16 protein-coding genes are annotated in these 14,742 nt (G+C 63.0%); 11 read left to right on the top strand and 5 right to left on the bottom strand.

Annotated elements, in window-relative coordinates:
• Positions 1-16: 16 nt before the first annotated feature.
• From rpsP to trmD, 3 genes are all read left to right on the top strand, one after another.
• Positions 17-391, top strand: coding sequence for a 30S ribosomal protein S16 (rpsP, locus tag QN222_RS15445; protein WP_283964227.1), 375 nt, complete (start codon positions 17-19; stop codon positions 389-391).
• Positions 392-546: 155 nt separating this feature from the next.
• Entirely contained in the window at positions 547-1,110 is a 564-nt protein-coding gene (rimM, locus tag QN222_RS15440) for a ribosome maturation factor RimM (RefSeq protein WP_283964228.1), read from the top strand.
• Between the two features lie 11 nt (positions 1,111-1,121).
• Positions 1,122-1,832 carry a tRNA (guanosine(37)-N1)-methyltransferase TrmD gene (trmD, locus tag QN222_RS15435; RefSeq protein ID WP_283964249.1) on the top strand — a complete coding sequence of 237 codons (711 nt, stop codon included), beginning with the start codon at positions 1,122-1,124 and terminating at the stop codon, positions 1,830-1,832.
• Between the two features lie 24 nt (positions 1,833-1,856).
• Here the strand turns inward: trmD and QN222_RS15430 are convergent, their stop codons facing one another.
• Positions 1,857-2,603 (bottom strand): sulfite exporter TauE/SafE family protein, encoded by a 747-nt coding sequence (locus QN222_RS15430; protein ID WP_283964229.1) that lies wholly within the window; start codon positions 2,601-2,603, stop codon positions 1,857-1,859.
• A 429-nt stretch (positions 2,604-3,032) separates the two neighbouring features.
• On the opposite strand from QN222_RS15430, the gene rplS reads away from it, so the two are divergent.
• From rplS to QN222_RS15405, 5 genes are all read left to right on the top strand, one after another.
• Positions 3,033-3,566 carry a 50S ribosomal protein L19 gene (gene rplS / locus QN222_RS15425; RefSeq protein ID WP_180939411.1) on the top strand — a complete coding sequence of 178 codons (534 nt, stop codon included), beginning with the start codon at positions 3,033-3,035 and terminating at the stop codon, positions 3,564-3,566.
• 128 nt (positions 3,567-3,694) lie between these two features.
• Positions 3,695-4,504, top strand: a complete 810-nt coding sequence (locus QN222_RS15420; RefSeq protein WP_283964230.1) for a basic amino acid ABC transporter substrate-binding protein — start codon at positions 3,695-3,697, stop codon at positions 4,502-4,504.
• Between the two features lie 48 nt (positions 4,505-4,552).
• Positions 4,553-5,371: an amino acid ABC transporter permease gene (locus tag QN222_RS15415; protein ID WP_283964231.1), complete on the top strand. Its 819-nt coding sequence runs from the start codon at positions 4,553-4,555 to the stop codon at positions 5,369-5,371.
• 278 nt (positions 5,372-5,649) lie between these two features.
• Entirely contained in the window at positions 5,650-7,059 is a 1,410-nt protein-coding gene (leuC, locus tag QN222_RS15410) for a 3-isopropylmalate dehydratase large subunit (RefSeq protein WP_283964232.1), read from the top strand.
• A gap of 109 nt (positions 7,060-7,168) precedes the next feature.
• Positions 7,169-7,714: a histidine phosphatase family protein gene (locus tag QN222_RS15405; protein WP_283964233.1), complete on the top strand. Its 546-nt coding sequence runs from the start codon at positions 7,169-7,171 to the stop codon at positions 7,712-7,714.
• A gap of 16 nt (positions 7,715-7,730) precedes the next feature.
• Here QN222_RS15405 and QN222_RS15400 read toward each other — a convergent pair whose 3' ends face one another.
• Positions 7,731-8,279: a L,D-transpeptidase family protein gene (locus QN222_RS15400; protein ID WP_283964234.1), complete on the bottom strand. Its 549-nt coding sequence runs from the start codon at positions 8,277-8,279 to the stop codon at positions 7,731-7,733.
• On the opposite strand from QN222_RS15400, the gene QN222_RS15395 reads away from it, so the two are divergent.
• The 3 genes from QN222_RS15395 (at position 8,239) to QN222_RS15385 (ending at position 9,744) form a co-directional block, all read left to right on the top strand.
• Positions 8,239-8,385 (top strand): hypothetical protein, encoded by a 147-nt coding sequence (locus tag QN222_RS15395; RefSeq protein ID WP_283964250.1) that lies wholly within the window; start codon positions 8,239-8,241, stop codon positions 8,383-8,385. The genes QN222_RS15400 and QN222_RS15395 overlap by 41 nt on opposite strands.
• A 38-nt stretch (positions 8,386-8,423) precedes the next feature.
• Complete coding sequence (locus tag QN222_RS15390; protein ID WP_136505392.1) at positions 8,424-9,107, top strand: response regulator transcription factor; 684 nt, start codon at positions 8,424-8,426, stop codon at positions 9,105-9,107.
• Between the two features lie 181 nt (positions 9,108-9,288).
• On the top strand, positions 9,289-9,744 hold the full coding sequence (locus QN222_RS15385) for a cyclic nucleotide-binding domain-containing protein (protein WP_284005494.1): 456 nt from the start codon (positions 9,289-9,291) through the stop codon (positions 9,742-9,744).
• A 57-nt stretch (positions 9,745-9,801) separates the two neighbouring features.
• Here the strand turns inward: QN222_RS15385 and QN222_RS15380 are convergent, their stop codons facing one another.
• From QN222_RS15380 to QN222_RS15370, 3 genes are all read right to left on the bottom strand, one after another.
• The gene (locus QN222_RS15380; RefSeq protein WP_283964235.1) at positions 9,802-10,608 is read right to left on the bottom strand and encodes an exodeoxyribonuclease III; all 807 of its coding nucleotides are present in this window, start codon (positions 10,606-10,608) and stop codon (positions 9,802-9,804) included.
• A gap of 330 nt (positions 10,609-10,938) precedes the next feature.
• On the bottom strand, positions 10,939-11,601 hold the full coding sequence (locus tag QN222_RS15375) for an outer membrane lipoprotein carrier protein LolA (RefSeq protein ID WP_283964236.1): 663 nt from the start codon (positions 11,599-11,601) through the stop codon (positions 10,939-10,941).
• Positions 11,602-11,736: 135 nt separating this feature from the next.
• Entirely contained in the window at positions 11,737-14,397 is a 2,661-nt protein-coding gene (locus QN222_RS15370) for a DNA translocase FtsK (protein ID WP_283964237.1), read from the bottom strand.
• Between the last annotated feature and the right edge of the window lie 345 nt (positions 14,398-14,742).

The raw sequence follows: 14,742 nt of genomic DNA, 5'->3' as shown, positions 1-14,742 counted from the left end.
GCAAGGAGTAACTGAAATGGCACTGAAAATTCGTCTCGCCCGTGGCGGTTCCAAGAAGCGCCCCTACTACCAGATCGTTGTTGCCGATGCGCGCAGCCCGCGTGACGGCCGCTTCCTCGAAAAGCTCGGCTCCTGGAACCCGATGCTCGGCAAGGACGATGAAAAGCGCGTGGAGTTCGACAGGGAGCGCGTCCAGCACTGGATCGCCCAGGGCGCACAGCCGACCGACCGCGTGCTGCGCTTCCTCGACCAGGCCGGTCTTGCAAAGCGCCCGGCCCGCAACAACCCGACCAAGGCGCAGCCCGGCAAGAAGGCACAGGAACGTGCCGCCGAAGCCAAGCAGCGCGCAGAAGAAGCAGCTGCTGCCGCTGCGGAGACCGCCGCGGAATAATATCCGTCAAACGGACGTGACAAACGGGTGGCATTTCCATGCCGCCCGTTTTGTTTTATGTGCACACGGATCGCGCAGAAGTTCTAAGTGCTACAGCGTCCTTTGCGCGTCTGATAAGACGCGCGGCGCCGTAGGTCCCGAAATGGATTGAGACTATGAGCAAGCTTGAAAACCCAGTCCTGATGGCGACCATCGGCGCGGCCCAGGGCCTGCGCGGCGAGGTGCGGGTGAAATCATTTACGGCCGATCCCGTCGCGCTCGGCGACTACGGCAACCTGCACAGCGCCGACGGGCGCGTCTTCGAGGTGCTCGAAATCCGCGAGGCGAAGAACGTGGTGGTCGTGCGCTTTCGCGGCATCAACGACCGCAATGCGGCCGAAGCCCTCAACGGGCTCGAGCTCTTCATCGAGCGCGACAATCTGCCCGACGAGGACCTCGACGAGGACGAGTTTTTCTACGCCGATCTCGAAGGGCTGGAGGCGGTGGACGGCACCGGCAAGAGCTATGGTTCGGTGACCGGTGTCTTCGATTTCGGCGCCGGCGATCTCCTGGAGTTGAAGGGGCCGGGCAGGCGACCGGTGCTGATTCCCTTTACCGAATGGTCGGTGCTCGAGATCGATCTCGAGGGCGGCAGGCTGCTGGTCGACCCCGTCGCTGCGGGTCTTGTCGACGATAAGGACGAAAGCGCCGGCAACCCGTTCTCGAAAAAGAGCAAGTGAGCGGTTCGGCGATGTCCTTTCGCGCCACGGTCCTGACGCTCTATCCGGAAATGTTTCCCGGGCATCTTGGCGTCTCGCTCGCCGGCAAGGCGCTGGAACGCGGGCAGTGGTCGATCGAGGCCGTGCAGATCCGCGATTTCGCCGAGGACAAGCATCGCACTGTCGACGACACACCCGCCGGCGGCGGTGCCGGCATGGTGTTGAAGCCGGACGTGCTGGCCCGCGCAATCGACCGGGTCGCGACCGACGATGACCGTCCGCGGCTGCTGATGAGCCCGCGCGGCCGGCCCCTGACGCAGGAGCGTGTGCGGGAGCTCGCCGGTGGCCCCGGCGTCGTCATCGTCTGCGGCCGCTTCGAGGGCGTCGACCAGCGGGTCATTGATACGCGCAATCTCGAGGAAGTGTCGATCGGCGACTATATTCTCTCCGGCGGAGAGCCGGCGGCGCTCGTGCTCCTCGATGCCGTCGTACGCATCCTGCCCGGCGTGATGGGCAACGAATTGTCCGGCGTGCACGAAAGTTTCGAGGGCGGGCTTCTGGAGCACCCGCACTATACGCGGCCGCAGGTCTTCGAAGGCCACGAGATCCCGACCGTGCTCACCTCGGGAAACCATGGCGCCATCGCCAAATGGCGCGAGGCCGAAGCCCGAAAATTGACGGCGGAGCGCCGGCCGGATCTGCTGAAGCGTGATCCGAAAAGTGGGAACCGGTTTTCGGAATAGTCACGCGTGGATCAAGCTTGGCGGTCAGCCGGTGAAGAAATAATAGGCGGCAAGCAGCAGGCCGACCGCAACGACAAGCGCCCGAATGATCGCCTGCGGAACGCGTCGCGCCGCCCACACGCCCGAATAGCCGCCAAGGGCCGCACCCGGAACCATGATGGCCGCGTGCAGCCAGGAGACGACCCCGCCTGCGGCAAAGACCGCGATGGCGATTGCGGCAATCACGATCGAGATGAAATTCTTCAGCGCGTTCAGCCGATGGTAGCCGCCACCGGTCGCAAGCCCCAGTACCGCCAGCATCATGATGCCCATGCCGGCGCCGAAGAAGCCGCCATAGATGGAGGTCGCCATCTGGCTGGCGACGCCAAGCGGGCCGATCCGGTGTTCGTCGCCGCGCACTTTCGGCTTGAGCAGCGGACCGGCCGCAAAAATCGCGGTCGCCAAGATCAGCAGCCAAGGCACCATCGCGCGGAAGGACGGGTTGGAGAGTGACAGCAGGAGCAGCGCACCCGCCAGTCCGCCGATCGCCGAAATGACGCCGAGCAAGATTGCGTTCCGCCGGTCCGCGCGGATTTCCTTGGCATAGGCGAGCGCCGAGGTGATGTATCCGGGCAACTGGATGATCGACGAGGTGGCGTTGGCGACGATCGGCGGTAGACCGCCAAGCGTCATTGCGCCGAAGGTCAGAAAGGTGCCGCCGCCTGCGATGGCGTTGACGACACCGGAGAGGAATCCCGAAACAAAAAGCAGAAGAGCTTGAACAATCGTCATGGCCATCCCCGAACCGCGTGGGCACCGGGATAGCCGCTGACGATAGCGACCGCAAGCCCGCCGTCGATCGTGTCTCCCATGTCGGTAATTTCAGCCAATTCTGATAAAATGCCCCTTGCGAGGCGGAGGCACCTATAGCGCCGCGCGTCTTCGGATGCGGAAAGCACGCTGCAGCACTCTGAATTTGCATGTTCTGCCCGTAGATCGGCTGGGATTTTAAGGAAACACGCAGCAGAAAATCGGCTTTCGGGGATGACAAGGCGGTTCGTTTGGTGTATGTGCCGCCCCGGTTCGGGTTCTTTGCCCGTCGACCATCAACAAAGAATGGCGAATCCGCTCTTGCCATGAATACGGCAAGGCTTGAAGGGAAACCCGACAGGCCGGTCGAGAGCGCTCTGGCTGTTTCAGAAGAACGCAAAGGTTAGACCGATGAACATCATCCAGCAGCTGGAAGCCGAACAGGCCGCCAAGATCGCCGCAAAGCGCACCCTTCCCGCTTTCTCCGCCGGCGACACCGTCCGCGTCAACGTCCGCGTTGTCGAAGGCAACCGTACCCGCGTCCAGGCCTATGAAGGCGTCTGCATCGCCCGTTCCGGCGGCGGCCTCAACGAGAGCTTTACCGTTCGCAAGATTTCCTACGGCGAAGGCGTCGAGCGCGTATTCCCGGTTTACTCCCCGCTCGTCGAGAGCGTCGAAGTGGTTCGCCGCGGTAAGGTGCGTCGCGCCAAGCTCTACTATCTGCGCGATCGTCGCGGCAAGTCGGCTCGTATCGTCGAGAACACCGGCACCCGCGCCCGCAAGCTGAACGAAGCCGAGCGCCAGGCCGTTGCCGACGAGAAGGCACGCATCGAGGCTGAAAAGGTCGCCGCCGCCCAGGCTCTCGCAGCCGAGAAGGCAGCAGCCGAAGCCGCCGAGGCAAAGGCAGCGGAAGAAGCAAAGGCAGCGGAAAACGCTGCGGAATAAGATTTCAGTTCCCCGGAATTGTCAGGAAGGCGGCTTTCAAGCCGCCTTTCTTTTTGGCACTAACCGCTTGTCTTCCCCGCAAATTTTATGACATTTTCGGGCGCCACAATTTTCGGGAGCTCCTGCAAATGACAATCCGCCGCCACGTGCTTGCCGGCATCGCCGCAGCCCTTGCCGTTCCATTCGCATTTTCTGCGCCTGCTGTCGCGAGCGACCTGCCGGACCTCGGCGGCAAGACGGTTGTCGTCGTCACCGAGAACGCCTATCCGCCGCTGCAGTTCGTCGATCCCAAGACCGGCCAGGCCGTCGGCTGGGAATATGATGCGATGAACGAGATCGCCAAGCGGCTGAACTTCAAGGTCGAGTACCAGAACACCAGCTGGGACGCGATGATCCAGGCGGTGTCCGACGGCCAGTACCAGATCGGCATGACCGGCATCACGATCAAGGACGACCGCAAGGAAAAGGTCGACTTCTCCGATCCCTATATGCGCTCGCAGCAGTTCATGCTGGTGCGCGGCGACGAAGCCCGCTTCAAGGACGCCAAGAGTTTCGCCGCCGTTGAGGATGCGCTGATCGGTGCCCAGCCCGGCACGTCGCCCTTCTACACGGCCGTCTATGAAATCCTCGACGGCAACGAACAGAATGCGCGCATCAAGCTGTTCGAGACCTTCGGCGCGACCGTACAGGCGCTCAAGGCCGGCGACGTCGACCTCGTGCTGACCGACAGCGTGGCCGCCAAGGGCTATGTCGATTCGTCCGAAGGCAAGCTCAAGGTCATCGGCGAGCCGCTCGGCACCGAGGATTTCGGCTTCATCTTCCCGAAGGGCTCCGATCTCGTCGCTCCGGTCAATGGCGCCATCAAGGCGCTGAAGGAGGACGGCACCTTCGATGCGCTGAACAAGAAGTGGTTCCTCGATTACAAGATGGGCGGCTGATCGCCGGGACGGGGTGAAACAATCCCGCTCCAACTTATCGGAATCATGATGGCGCCAGTTAGATCCGACACTTCCGAGAAGGGCGACTATCCCTGGTGGCTGGTCGCCCTTCTCTTGATTGCCGCAGCACTCGCCGCGGTCATCGCAACCAACGACATCTTTTCCCAGGTTTTCGGCGTTGTCCTCAAGGGTATCGGCGTTACCATTTTCGTGACGTTGGTGGGCTTTGCGCTTGCGACGGTGCTCGGCCTCGGCGTGGCGCTTATGGCGCTTTCCGAGCACGTTGCGCTCCGCCAGACCGCACGCTTCTACACCGAGGTGATCCGTGGCGTGCCGATCCTCGTGCTGCTCTTCTACATCGCCTTCGTCGGCGCCCCGGCGCTGGTGGTCGTGGCGAATCTCGTAGCCACGCCCTTTATTTCGGCAGGCTGGGTGGAGCCGCTGGTGGTTCGCGACATCTCGCTGATGTGGCGGGCGATCATTGCGCTGATGATCGGCTATTCGGCCTTCATCGCCGAGGTCTTTCGCGCCGGCATCCAGTCGGTCGACAAGGGGCAGGTGGAGGCGGCGAAGGCGCTCGGGCTTTCGCGCTACCAGCGCTTTCGCCTCGTCGTCTTCCCGCAGGCGATCCGCGTCATCCTGCCGCCGCTCGGCAACGATTTCGTGGCGATGGTCAAGGATTCCTCTCTGGTCTCGGTGCTCGGCGTCGCCGATATCACCCAGATGGGCAAGATCTACGCCTCGGGCTCGTTCCGCTTCTTCGAGACCTATTCCATCGTCGCCTATGTCTATCTCATCCTGACGATCGGCCTGTCGCTGGCGCTGCGGGCGCTCGAGCGGCGGCTGAGAAGGGCGGAAGCGCGGTAGGATTCGCATTTGCGGGGAAGGGGTGCCGGTTCGCCTCCACCATCTCCTCGATTGCCGAACAGCCGAAAAATTGATATGAGCACGGCCATGGAATCCAAATTCGGATGTCGCGAACAGAAAATCGTCGTGCTGCAGGACCACAAGCGTCTGCCGGCACGCTTTTTCGCGCGGGTCTCCGGCGCGCTCACCAGCCGCCTATCCTGATCGTTCGGTCAGTTTTCCGGCTGCACTGCTGCCGGCCTTTTCCCATACTCTGAAAATTCAAATGGAATATCGCCATGAGCGCACCGCGTACCCTCTATGACAAGATCTGGGACGATCATCTGGTCAACAGCCAGGACGACGGCACCTGTCTTCTCTACATCGACCGTCACCTCGTCCACGAAGTGACGAGCCCGCAGGCCTTCGAGGGCCTGCGCATGGCCGGCCGCCAGGTCCGCGCGCCGGAAAAGACGCTTGCCGTCGTCGACCATAACGTGCCGACGTCGCCCGATCGCCACCTCGGCATCAAGAACGAGGAGAGCCGCATCCAGGTCGAGGCGCTCGCCAAGAACGCTGCCGACTTCGGTGTCGAATACTATTCCGAGAACGACAAGCGCCAGGGCATCGTCCACATCGTCGGCCCCGAACAGGGCTTCACGCTGCCGGGCATGACGATCGTCTGTGGCGACAGCCACACTTCGACGCACGGGGCCTTCGGCGCGCTTGCGCACGGCATCGGCACCTCGGAAGTGGAACATGTTTTGGCAACGCAGACGCTGATCCAGAAGAAGGCGAAGAACATGCTGGTGCGTGTCGACGGCCAGTTGCCGCCGGGCGTCACCGCCAAGGACATCATCCTCGCGATCATCGGCGAGATCGGCACGGCCGGCGGCACCGGTCATGTCATCGAATTCGCCGGCGAAGCCATCCGGTCGCTCTCGATGGAAGGCCGCATGACGATCTGCAACATGACGATCGAAGGCGGCGCTCGCGCCGGCCTGATCGCGCCGGACGAGACGACCTTCGCCTACATCAAGGACCGGCCGCGCGCGCCGAAGGGCAAGGCCTGGGACATGGCGCTCGAATACTGGAAGACGTTGCACACGGACGAAGGCGCCCACTACGACCGCGTCGTCGTGCTCGACGCTGCCAATCTGCCGCCGATCGTTTCCTGGGGTTCGTCGCCGGAAGACGTGGTCTCGGTGCAGGGCATCGTTCCGAACCCGGATGAAATCCAGGACGAGACCAAGCGCGCTTCAAAATGGCGTGCGCTCGACTATATGGGCCTGAAACCGGGCACGAAGATCACCGACATCGCCATCGACCGGGTCTTCATCGGCTCCTGCACCAATGGCCGCATCGAGGATCTGCGCGCCGTCGCCAAGGTCGTCGAGGGCCGCAAGGTCGCCTCGACCGTTTCGGCGATGATCGTGCCGGGTTCCGGCCTCGTCAAGGAGCAGGCGGAAGCCGAGGGCCTCGACAAGATCTTCAAGGAAGCGGGCTTCGACTGGCGCGAGCCCGGCTGCTCCATGTGCCTGGCGATGAACGACGACCGGCTGAAGCCGGGCGAGCGTTGCGCCTCGACGTCGAACCGCAACTTCGAGGGCCGTCAGGGCTTCAAGGGGCGCACGCATCTGGTTTCGCCGGCGATGGCCGCCGCGGCGGCGGTATCCGGACGCTTCGTCGACATCCGCGAGTGGAAATAAGCCGGTTCGAGCTTTTCCGGCATCTCAGGCCGCCCTCCGGGGCGGCCTTTTTTATTGCGCGCGACGGTGCGAGAATGGAACCATCGGCCGACGGATGAGGAACGCTCCCATGCCTGACGACGCCACACCTCCGACACGCCGCCTTCTGTTGCTGCGCCATGGCAAATCCGCCTGGCCGGAGGGGGTTGCCGACCATCGCCGCCCGCTTGCCGGCCGCGGCCGGAGGGCGGCGCCGGCAATCGGCGCCTTCATGGCACGGCAGGACCTGATCCCGGATCTCGCGCTCGTGTCGACTGCCCGGCGTGCGCAGGAGACCTGGGAGCTTGTGGCCGAGGCGTTGCCGCACAAGGTTGAAGCCCGCGACGCCGTCGCCATCTACGAGGTCGGCGCCAAGGCGATGATCGATGTGATCCGAAAGGTGGAGCCGTCGGTCGAGAAGCTCATGCTCGTCGGGCACAACCCGGGCATGGCGGAGCTTGCTCTCCTCCTCATTGGAGGCGGCGACGAGGTGGCGTTGGCGCGCCTGCGCGAGAAGTTTCCGACGGCCGGGCTCGCCGTCATGGATTTCACTATCGAGCAATGGTCGGAGATTGCGCCCGGTACGGGCCGGCTCGTTCAGTTCGTGACGCCGCGAATGCTGGACGACGGAACGTGATGCAGCCGTCGGCTTCCTACCCCACCTTCACGATCGTTCCGCGGTGCATATGCCGGATCAGCCGCTTCATTGCCGGCAGGCTGACGGCGACGCAGCCCTGCGTCGGCTCGTAGCCGGGGCGAATGAGGTGAAAGAAGATTGCGGAGCCGGCGTTGCGCCGCCTGCAGAAAATGTTCCAGTCCATGACCAGGCATACGTCATAGAGGCCGTCGTCGCGCATCATCGTCTCGTGACCCACCGCGAGCGGGGCTTTGGCCGGGCGGTTATAGGAGGCGTGCGCGGGATCGTCGCACCACAGCATGTCGCGGCGGATGGCACGCATCGGCAAGCGAGTCGGCGGCAACGAGATACGGTCGCGGCGCATGTAACCGCCGATCAGCTTCATCGATGCCCGCGGTGTCGCGCCGTCGCCCTCGCGCTTGATCGCCGTCACGCCGCTTCGGCCGATTGCCGCCTGCTCCGTTCTGCCATCGAAACTGACAAGTGCGCGCCGGCGGTCGCGTGGCGCCATTCTGACGACGATCATGGATTTCGGCGATCTTACTCCCGACGTTTTCTTGCGCATTATTCTCACAAAATTTTGCCTTGTCCGTGACTTGGTGACGACCATAGGCATGGTTGCATTTATGACGGCGTTCAACGGCGGCCGGCTTGCCAAGAGCGGCATTTGAGCTAGTTTTGATTCAGGAAGCAAACAGGAATTGTCCCTATGGCGACACGCACCATTCTCCTTGTCGATGACGACAATGACCTGCGCGAGACACTGGTAGAGCAGCTTTCTCTCTATGAAGAGTTCGACCTCCTGCAAGAGGCAACCGCCGGCAAAGGCATTCAGGCCGCCCGTGCGCACCAGGTCGACCTCCTGATCATGGATGTCGGCCTGCCTGACATGGATGGCCGCGAAGCGGTCAAGCTCCTGCGCAAGGGCGGCTTCAAGGCGCCGATCGTCATGCTGACCGGGCACGATACCGATTCGGATACCATTCTCGGGCTCGAAGCGGGCGCTAACGACTACGTTACCAAACCCTTCCGCTTTGCCGTGCTGCTCGCGCGCATCCGCGCCCAGCTTCGCCAGCACGAGCAGAGCGAGGACGCCACCTTCAGCGTTGGTCCCTACACCTTCAAGCCGAGCCAGAAGCTGCTGACGATGGAGAATGGCCAGAAGATCCGCCTGACGGAGAAGGAAGCGGCGATCATCCGCTATCTCTATCGCGCCGACCAGAAAGTGGTCACGCGCGATGTCCTGCTCGAGGAGGTCTGGGGCTACAATTCCGGCGTCACCACGCACACGCTGGAGACGCATGTCTACCGGCTCCGCCAGAAAATCGAGCGCGACCCTTCCAATGCGGAGATTTTGGTGACAGAGAACGGCGGCTACAAGATCGTTCCTTAAGCGGGATCGCGGAAAGGTGTGAAGCGGCTTTCCGTTCCGCATTCCGCTCTTTACTGCATGTTTCCTTAAATCGTAGCCGAGTTAGGGATAAAAACATGCAGCAATTCAAAGTGCTACAGCGTCCTTTGCGCGTCTTAAAAGATGCGCGGCGCTGTAAATGTGAGCTGGGAGTTTCGCCGCCTTGGCACTCAACGACGACATCGCGCTTTTGTCCAATGTGGCGCTCTTTGCCGATATCAGCGAGGACAAGCTGAGGCTGATTGCCTTCGGCGCAGAGCGTCGCCGGGTGCTGAAGGGTCATGAACTCTTTCGCGAAGGGGCACCGGCCGACTGTGCCTTTGCCGTTGCCGCCGGCAGTTTCACGCTTTCGAAGGCCGACGGCGAGGGCCGGCAGCAGCACGTGGCGACCGTCGAGCGGGGCGCGCTTCTTTCCGAACTGGCGTTGATTTCGATGGTCGAGCGCAAGTTCACGGCGACCGCCGACGATGACAGCGAAGTCATCCGCATCAACCGCCCGCTCTTTCGTCGGATGCTGGAAGAGTATCCGGAGGTGACGGCGCTTGTCGAAGCCCGCATCCGCGAGAATCTGCAGGCGATGATCCGGCGCGCCGAGGCGCTTGCCGGGCGGTTTGCCTGAGGGGTCACGGAGCGGCCCTCTCGAAAGACCCCTCCCACCAGGGAGGGCAGCCGAATCTCAAAGCTCGAAATGCGCGATCACCGGCACGTGGTCTGAAGGGCGCTCCCAGCCGCGTGCCTCGCGCAGGATGTCGATGCGGGCGAGTTTCGGCGCGATGTCGGCCGAGGACCAGATATGATCGAGCCGGCGGCCGCGGTCGGCAAGCTGCCAATCCTTCGCGCGATAACTCCACCAGGTGTAAAGCTTTTCCGGCGGGGGCACGTGCTGGCGCATCAGATCGACCCAGGCGCCGCCGGTCATTACGGCTGTTAGGCCTTCGGTCTCGATCGGAGTGTGGCTGACGATCTTCAGGAGCTGCTTGTGCGACCAGACGTCGTGCTCAAGCGGCGCGATGTTGAGGTCGCCGACGAGGATGGACGAGATACCAGCCTCGGCCTCGGCGTGCAGGAGCTTCATTTCGTCGACGAAGTCGAGCTTGTGGCCGAACTTCGGATTGATCGCCCGGTCCGGCTCGTCGCCGCCGGCCGGCACATAGAAATTGTGCAGGCGTATCGTCTTGCCCGCGGCCCCGAAGACTACGGAGAGATGGCGTGCGTCGCCGACGCCGCAATAGTCGCGGCGATCGGAAAGCTCATGCAGCGGCAGGCGCGAAACGGTCGCCACGCCGTGATAACCCTTCTGGCCGTGCATCTCGATGTATTTGTAGCCGAGGCTTTTCAGCGGCGACGACGGAAACTGGTCGTTCGGGCACTTGGTTTCCTGCAGGCACAGGATGTCGGGTTGCCATGTCTTCAGAAAGTGCTCGACCAGCGGCATGCGCAGGCGAATGGAGTTGATGTTCCATGTGGCGATGGAAAGGTTCATTCCGCGTTCCCTACTGCATGTTTCCTTAGATCGTTGCCGATTTAAGGAAACATGCGTTAATTCAAAGTGCTACAGCGTCCTTTGCGCGTCTGATAAGACGCGCGGCGCTGTAGAAAGGATGAGTGCGCCGGCAATCGAGCAGGGATGCTCCCGGCGGTCAGGCCGCGTTTTTAAGGCGTCGCGCGCCAATCGACAAGGCAAGAAACAGCCCCAGCGACCACACTGCCGCCTGCTTGTTCAGTTGCGGATGATTTGCGGTAAAGCACTGAATAGCCGCGACCTATGCCTTGGGTCGGCTCCGTCTACCGGAGATGACCGCGGCGTCGCGCTTCAGCCGCCTCGCTTGTTGCGCACTTCGTCGTAGGGGATGCGGAAAACCTTGTCGTCCAGATCCATTCCGGTGCGGACGTTGAAGATCATCACCGAGGTATCCTTCTTCTGGGGATCGGTGATCGTCCATTGCCTGAGATCGTAGGTCTTCGGGTCGAACATCATCGTGATGGTCGAATCGCCGAAGATCGAGCGGTCTCCAAGCACGATGGTGATGAGGTCGGACTCTTCCCGCACGGCGCGCACCATCCGGCCGGTCAGGTCGATCCTCTCGCTCAGCAGCAGATTGAGCGGCGTCTTCGAAAGCGGGTAGATATCCCAGGTCTTCAGCTTCATGTTGCCGATGACGACCGACTTGCCGTCGGCGATCACCCGCATCGGCGAGGGGGCTTCGTAATTGAAGCGGATGCGTCCGGGGCGGCGGATGTAGAACTTGCCGCCTGTCTGCTCGCCGCGTGGCCCGAACTGCACGAACTCGCCCGCCATCGTCTTCACCGACGAAAAATGATCGGCGATCCTCTGGGCGACGCCAGAGGCCTGTGCGGAGGCGTGCCGCGCATCGAGCGTCGTTCCGGCCATGCCCGCGAAAGCCGCCAGGCCGCAAACGAAAACGCGCCGCGAGATTGCCCGATCGCTGCCCTGGCCGGTTTTTGTCTCTGTCATCGCAGTCTCCTTCATTTCAGGATCATTTGAAGAGCAAGTGGGGCGCCTTCAAGGCGCAGCCCGGTGCCGCAGGGGGCGTCGTTTCAAATGACCGTTACCGGCTGCCCGTCACGGCGGCCGGCGATGAGGGCCGGATTACCGGCCGGTGATTTCCGCCTCGGTCGGCACCAGGATCTCGCGCTTGCCGGCATGGTTCGCCGGTCCGATGATGCCTTCCTGTTCCATCCGTTCGATGAGCGAGGCGGCACGATTATAGCCGATACCGAGGCGTCGTTGCACGTAGGAGGTCGACGCCTTGCCGTCGCGCAGCACGATCGCCACCGCCTGGTCGTAGGGATCGTCGGAATCGGCGAGGTTGGAGGTGCCGGCCGGTCCGTCGCCGTCCTCGTCTTCGCCATCGTCCTCGGTGATCGCATCGAGATATTGCGGCACGCCCTGGGTCTTCAGATAAGCGACCACCTCCTCCACTTCCGTGTCGGAAACGAAGGGGCCGTGCACGCGCTGGATGCGCCCGCCGCCAGCCATGTAGAGCATGTCGCCCATGCCGAGCAGTTGTTCGGCGCCCTGCTCGCCGAGGATCGTACGGCTGTCGATCTTCGAGGTCACCTGGAAGGAAATGCGCGTCGGGAAGTTGGCCTTGATCGTGCCGGTGATGACGTCGACCGACGGACGCTGGGTCGCCATGATGACGTGGATGCCGGCCGCACGCGCCATCTGGGCGAGGCGCTGGACGGCGCCTTCGATGTCCTTGCCGGCGACCATCATCAGGTCCGCCATCTCGTCGATGATTACGACGATATAGGGCAGCGGCGTGAGGTCGAATTCCTCCGTCTCGTACATCGCTTCGCCCGTCTGGCGGTCGAACCCGGTCTGAACCGTACGGGTGATCGCTTCGCCCTTGGCCAGCGCCTGCTCGACGCGGGTGTTGAAGCCGTCGATGTTGCGCACACCGATCTTCGACATCTTCTTGTAGCGCTCTTCCATCTCGCGCACGGTCCATTTCAGCGCGACGACGGCTTTCTTCGGGTCGGTCACGACCGGCGAGAGCAGGTGCGGGATGCCGTCATAGACGGAGAGTTCCAGCATCTTCGGGTCGATCATGATGAGGCGGCACTGGTCGGGCCTGAGCCGATAGAGCAGCGACAGGATCATGGTGTTGATCGCCACCGACTTGCCCGAACCGGTGGTCCCGGCGACGAGCAGATGCGGCATCTTGGCGAGATCGGCGATGACCGGCTCGCCGCCGATCGTCTTGCCGAGCGCCATGGCGAGCCTCGTCTTGGTCGTCTCGAAGTCGCGCGAGCCGATCAGTTCGCGCAGATAGACCGTCTCACGCCGCTGGTTCGGCAGTTCGATGCCGATGGCGTTGCGGCCTGGCACGACCGCGACGCGGGCAGCGATCGCGCTCATCGAACGGGCGATGTCGTCGGCAAGGCCGATGACGCGGGAGGATTTGATGCCCGGCGCCGGCTCCAGTTCGTAAAGCGTGACCACGGGGCCGGGGCGGACATGGATGATCTCGCCCTTGACACCGAAGTCCTCGAGCACGCCTTCGAGCATGCGGGCGTTCTGTTCGAGCGCATCGGACGAAAGCGAGGGATCGCGGGCAATGTTCTTCGGCTCGGCGAGGAAGTGCATCGGCGGCAGCGTGAAGTCGCCGTCGTCCTCGACAAACGAGCGCTGCGCCTCGCGTTCGACGCGCTGGCCCGATTTGGGGCGCGGCGCCGGCGACGCGACGCGCGATCCGGACTTGGCGAGCCCCGCCTTCGGCGGAGCGGCTCTTGGTGCCCAATCGCCGGCAATATCATCTTCGTCGTCGTCCGGCAGGATGCCCGCCGGGCGGCGCGGCTCGTCGAGATCGAAGGGCGGATCGTCGTCGTCGCCGGCCATGATCGGCGGCGGCGCGACGACGCGGCGTTCGGCGCGGTCGAGGGAAGGCTCGACACGATCGGCCAGCGGCTTCGGCCGCACGGGTTCGTTCAACGTGCCGAACTCGTCATTATTGAAGTCATAGGGTTCGTCATACCGGCGTTTGGTGCTTCGCGTGCCGCTCATCCCGAAGGCGCGGCGCAGGCGGGCCTCCAGCGTGAAGCGCATGTGGGCAAGCGAGCCCATGAACAGCGTAAAGGGGCCTTCGGCGTCCTCGTCCTCAAGTTCCTCACCGATGGTGCGGGCCTTGCTCGGCGCGACCTCTGTCGCCGGCTCTTCTTCCTGCTCCTCGCTGACGCCGATGAGGCCGGCGCTATAGATCAGGCACCAGGCAGCCGGGACAGCGAAAAGGCAGGCGAGAACGGTCGCGAAGGTGCCGGTCGGGAAAGCCCCGGTGAAAAGGGCAGGGAAGCGCAGGATCATGTCGCCGAAAACACCGCCGAGACCGTTCGGAAGCGGCCAGGTAATCGGCGCCGGAACACAGCTCAGCGCCGCGCCCGCGAGTGCGGAGCCGACGAACCAGAAGCCGAGGCGTTTGAACGCCTTGTCGAACGGCTTGCCGCCGATGAGGACAAGCGCCCAGGCGACGGCGGGAAGCAATGCTACGACGCTCGCCAGCCCGAAGAACTGCATGAAGATGTCGGCGAAGGCAGCGCCGGCGTGGCCGAGCACGTTGGTCGGCTCGTTCGAGGTTGCGTAGGAGAAGCTCGGATCGGACACGTTCCAAGTCGACAGCGCGGCGACGGCAAGCGCCAACGCGCCGAACAGGGCAAAGCCTGCCAGCGAGGTGATCTGGCGCCAAACGAAGGTGGCCAGCACGAACCGGTTGGAACGGCTGTCAAGCGTTGCGGGATTGCTTCTGCTCATGTTGCCTGTTGCCCGTGTCGATCCTTCGGAGCGTCGCGCGTTCATGGGTAGACCATGGGGACGTTCCAGTAGCTTGATTCCGGAGCATCTCGCCCACGTTCGAAGAGTGTGCGTGCGAGCGGGACGCTTCGGGCACATTGCGTGCCATGGAATCAACCTACGCGGAGTAGGGTTAATGCGACATTAACCATGAGCGTGTGCCGGCGAAATAGAGCGGTTCCAGGAAGAGTGGGTAACGGCGTTCCGTCCGGCATTGCGCAAGTTCAAAGCGTTGGGACGACCGGTGTCTTTGGACAAAAAAGGCCCGGATCTTTGAGGATCCGGGCCAGAGGCGGTCCGCAATAA

The organism is Sinorhizobium sp. 6-70 (genome assembly GCF_030124375.1).
Taxonomy (GTDB): domain Bacteria; phylum Pseudomonadota; class Alphaproteobacteria; order Rhizobiales; family Rhizobiaceae; genus Sinorhizobium.
The sequence above is the reverse complement of the archived record's forward strand: the minus strand, read 5'-3'. Positions and strand labels throughout refer to the sequence as shown.

Bases quoted from the DNA above. Each gene is read 5' to 3' on its own strand.
- rpsP (WP_283964227.1), top strand. From the start codon at position 17: ATGGCACTGAAAATTCGTCTCGCCCGTGGCGGTTCCAAGAAGCGCCCC.
- rimM (WP_283964228.1), top strand. From the start codon at position 547: ATGAGCAAGCTTGAAAACCCAGTCCTGATGGCGACCATCGGCGCGGCC.
- trmD (WP_283964249.1), top strand. From the start codon at position 1,122: ATGTCCTTTCGCGCCACGGTCCTGACGCTCTATCCGGAAATGTTTCCC.
- QN222_RS15430 (WP_283964229.1), bottom strand. From the start codon at position 2,603: ATGACGATTGTTCAAGCTCTTCTGCTTTTTGTTTCGGGATTCCTCTCC.
- rplS (WP_180939411.1), top strand. From the start codon at position 3,033: ATGAACATCATCCAGCAGCTGGAAGCCGAACAGGCCGCCAAGATCGCC.
- QN222_RS15420 (WP_283964230.1), top strand. From the start codon at position 3,695: ATGACAATCCGCCGCCACGTGCTTGCCGGCATCGCCGCAGCCCTTGCC.
- QN222_RS15415 (WP_283964231.1), top strand. From the start codon at position 4,553: ATGGCGCCAGTTAGATCCGACACTTCCGAGAAGGGCGACTATCCCTGG.
- leuC (WP_283964232.1), top strand. From the start codon at position 5,650: ATGAGCGCACCGCGTACCCTCTATGACAAGATCTGGGACGATCATCTG.
- QN222_RS15405 (WP_283964233.1), top strand. From the start codon at position 7,169: ATGCCTGACGACGCCACACCTCCGACACGCCGCCTTCTGTTGCTGCGC.
- QN222_RS15395 (WP_283964250.1), top strand. From the start codon at position 8,239: ATGGATTTCGGCGATCTTACTCCCGACGTTTTCTTGCGCATTATTCTC.
- QN222_RS15400 (WP_283964234.1), bottom strand. From the start codon at position 8,279: ATGCGCAAGAAAACGTCGGGAGTAAGATCGCCGAAATCCATGATCGTC.
- QN222_RS15390 (WP_136505392.1), top strand. From the start codon at position 8,424: ATGGCGACACGCACCATTCTCCTTGTCGATGACGACAATGACCTGCGC.
- QN222_RS15380 (WP_283964235.1), bottom strand. From the start codon at position 10,608: ATGAACCTTTCCATCGCCACATGGAACATCAACTCCATTCGCCTGCGC.
- QN222_RS15375 (WP_283964236.1), bottom strand. From the start codon at position 11,601: ATGACAGAGACAAAAACCGGCCAGGGCAGCGATCGGGCAATCTCGCGG.
- QN222_RS15370 (WP_283964237.1), bottom strand. From the start codon at position 14,397: ATGAGCAGAAGCAATCCCGCAACGCTTGACAGCCGTTCCAACCGGTTC.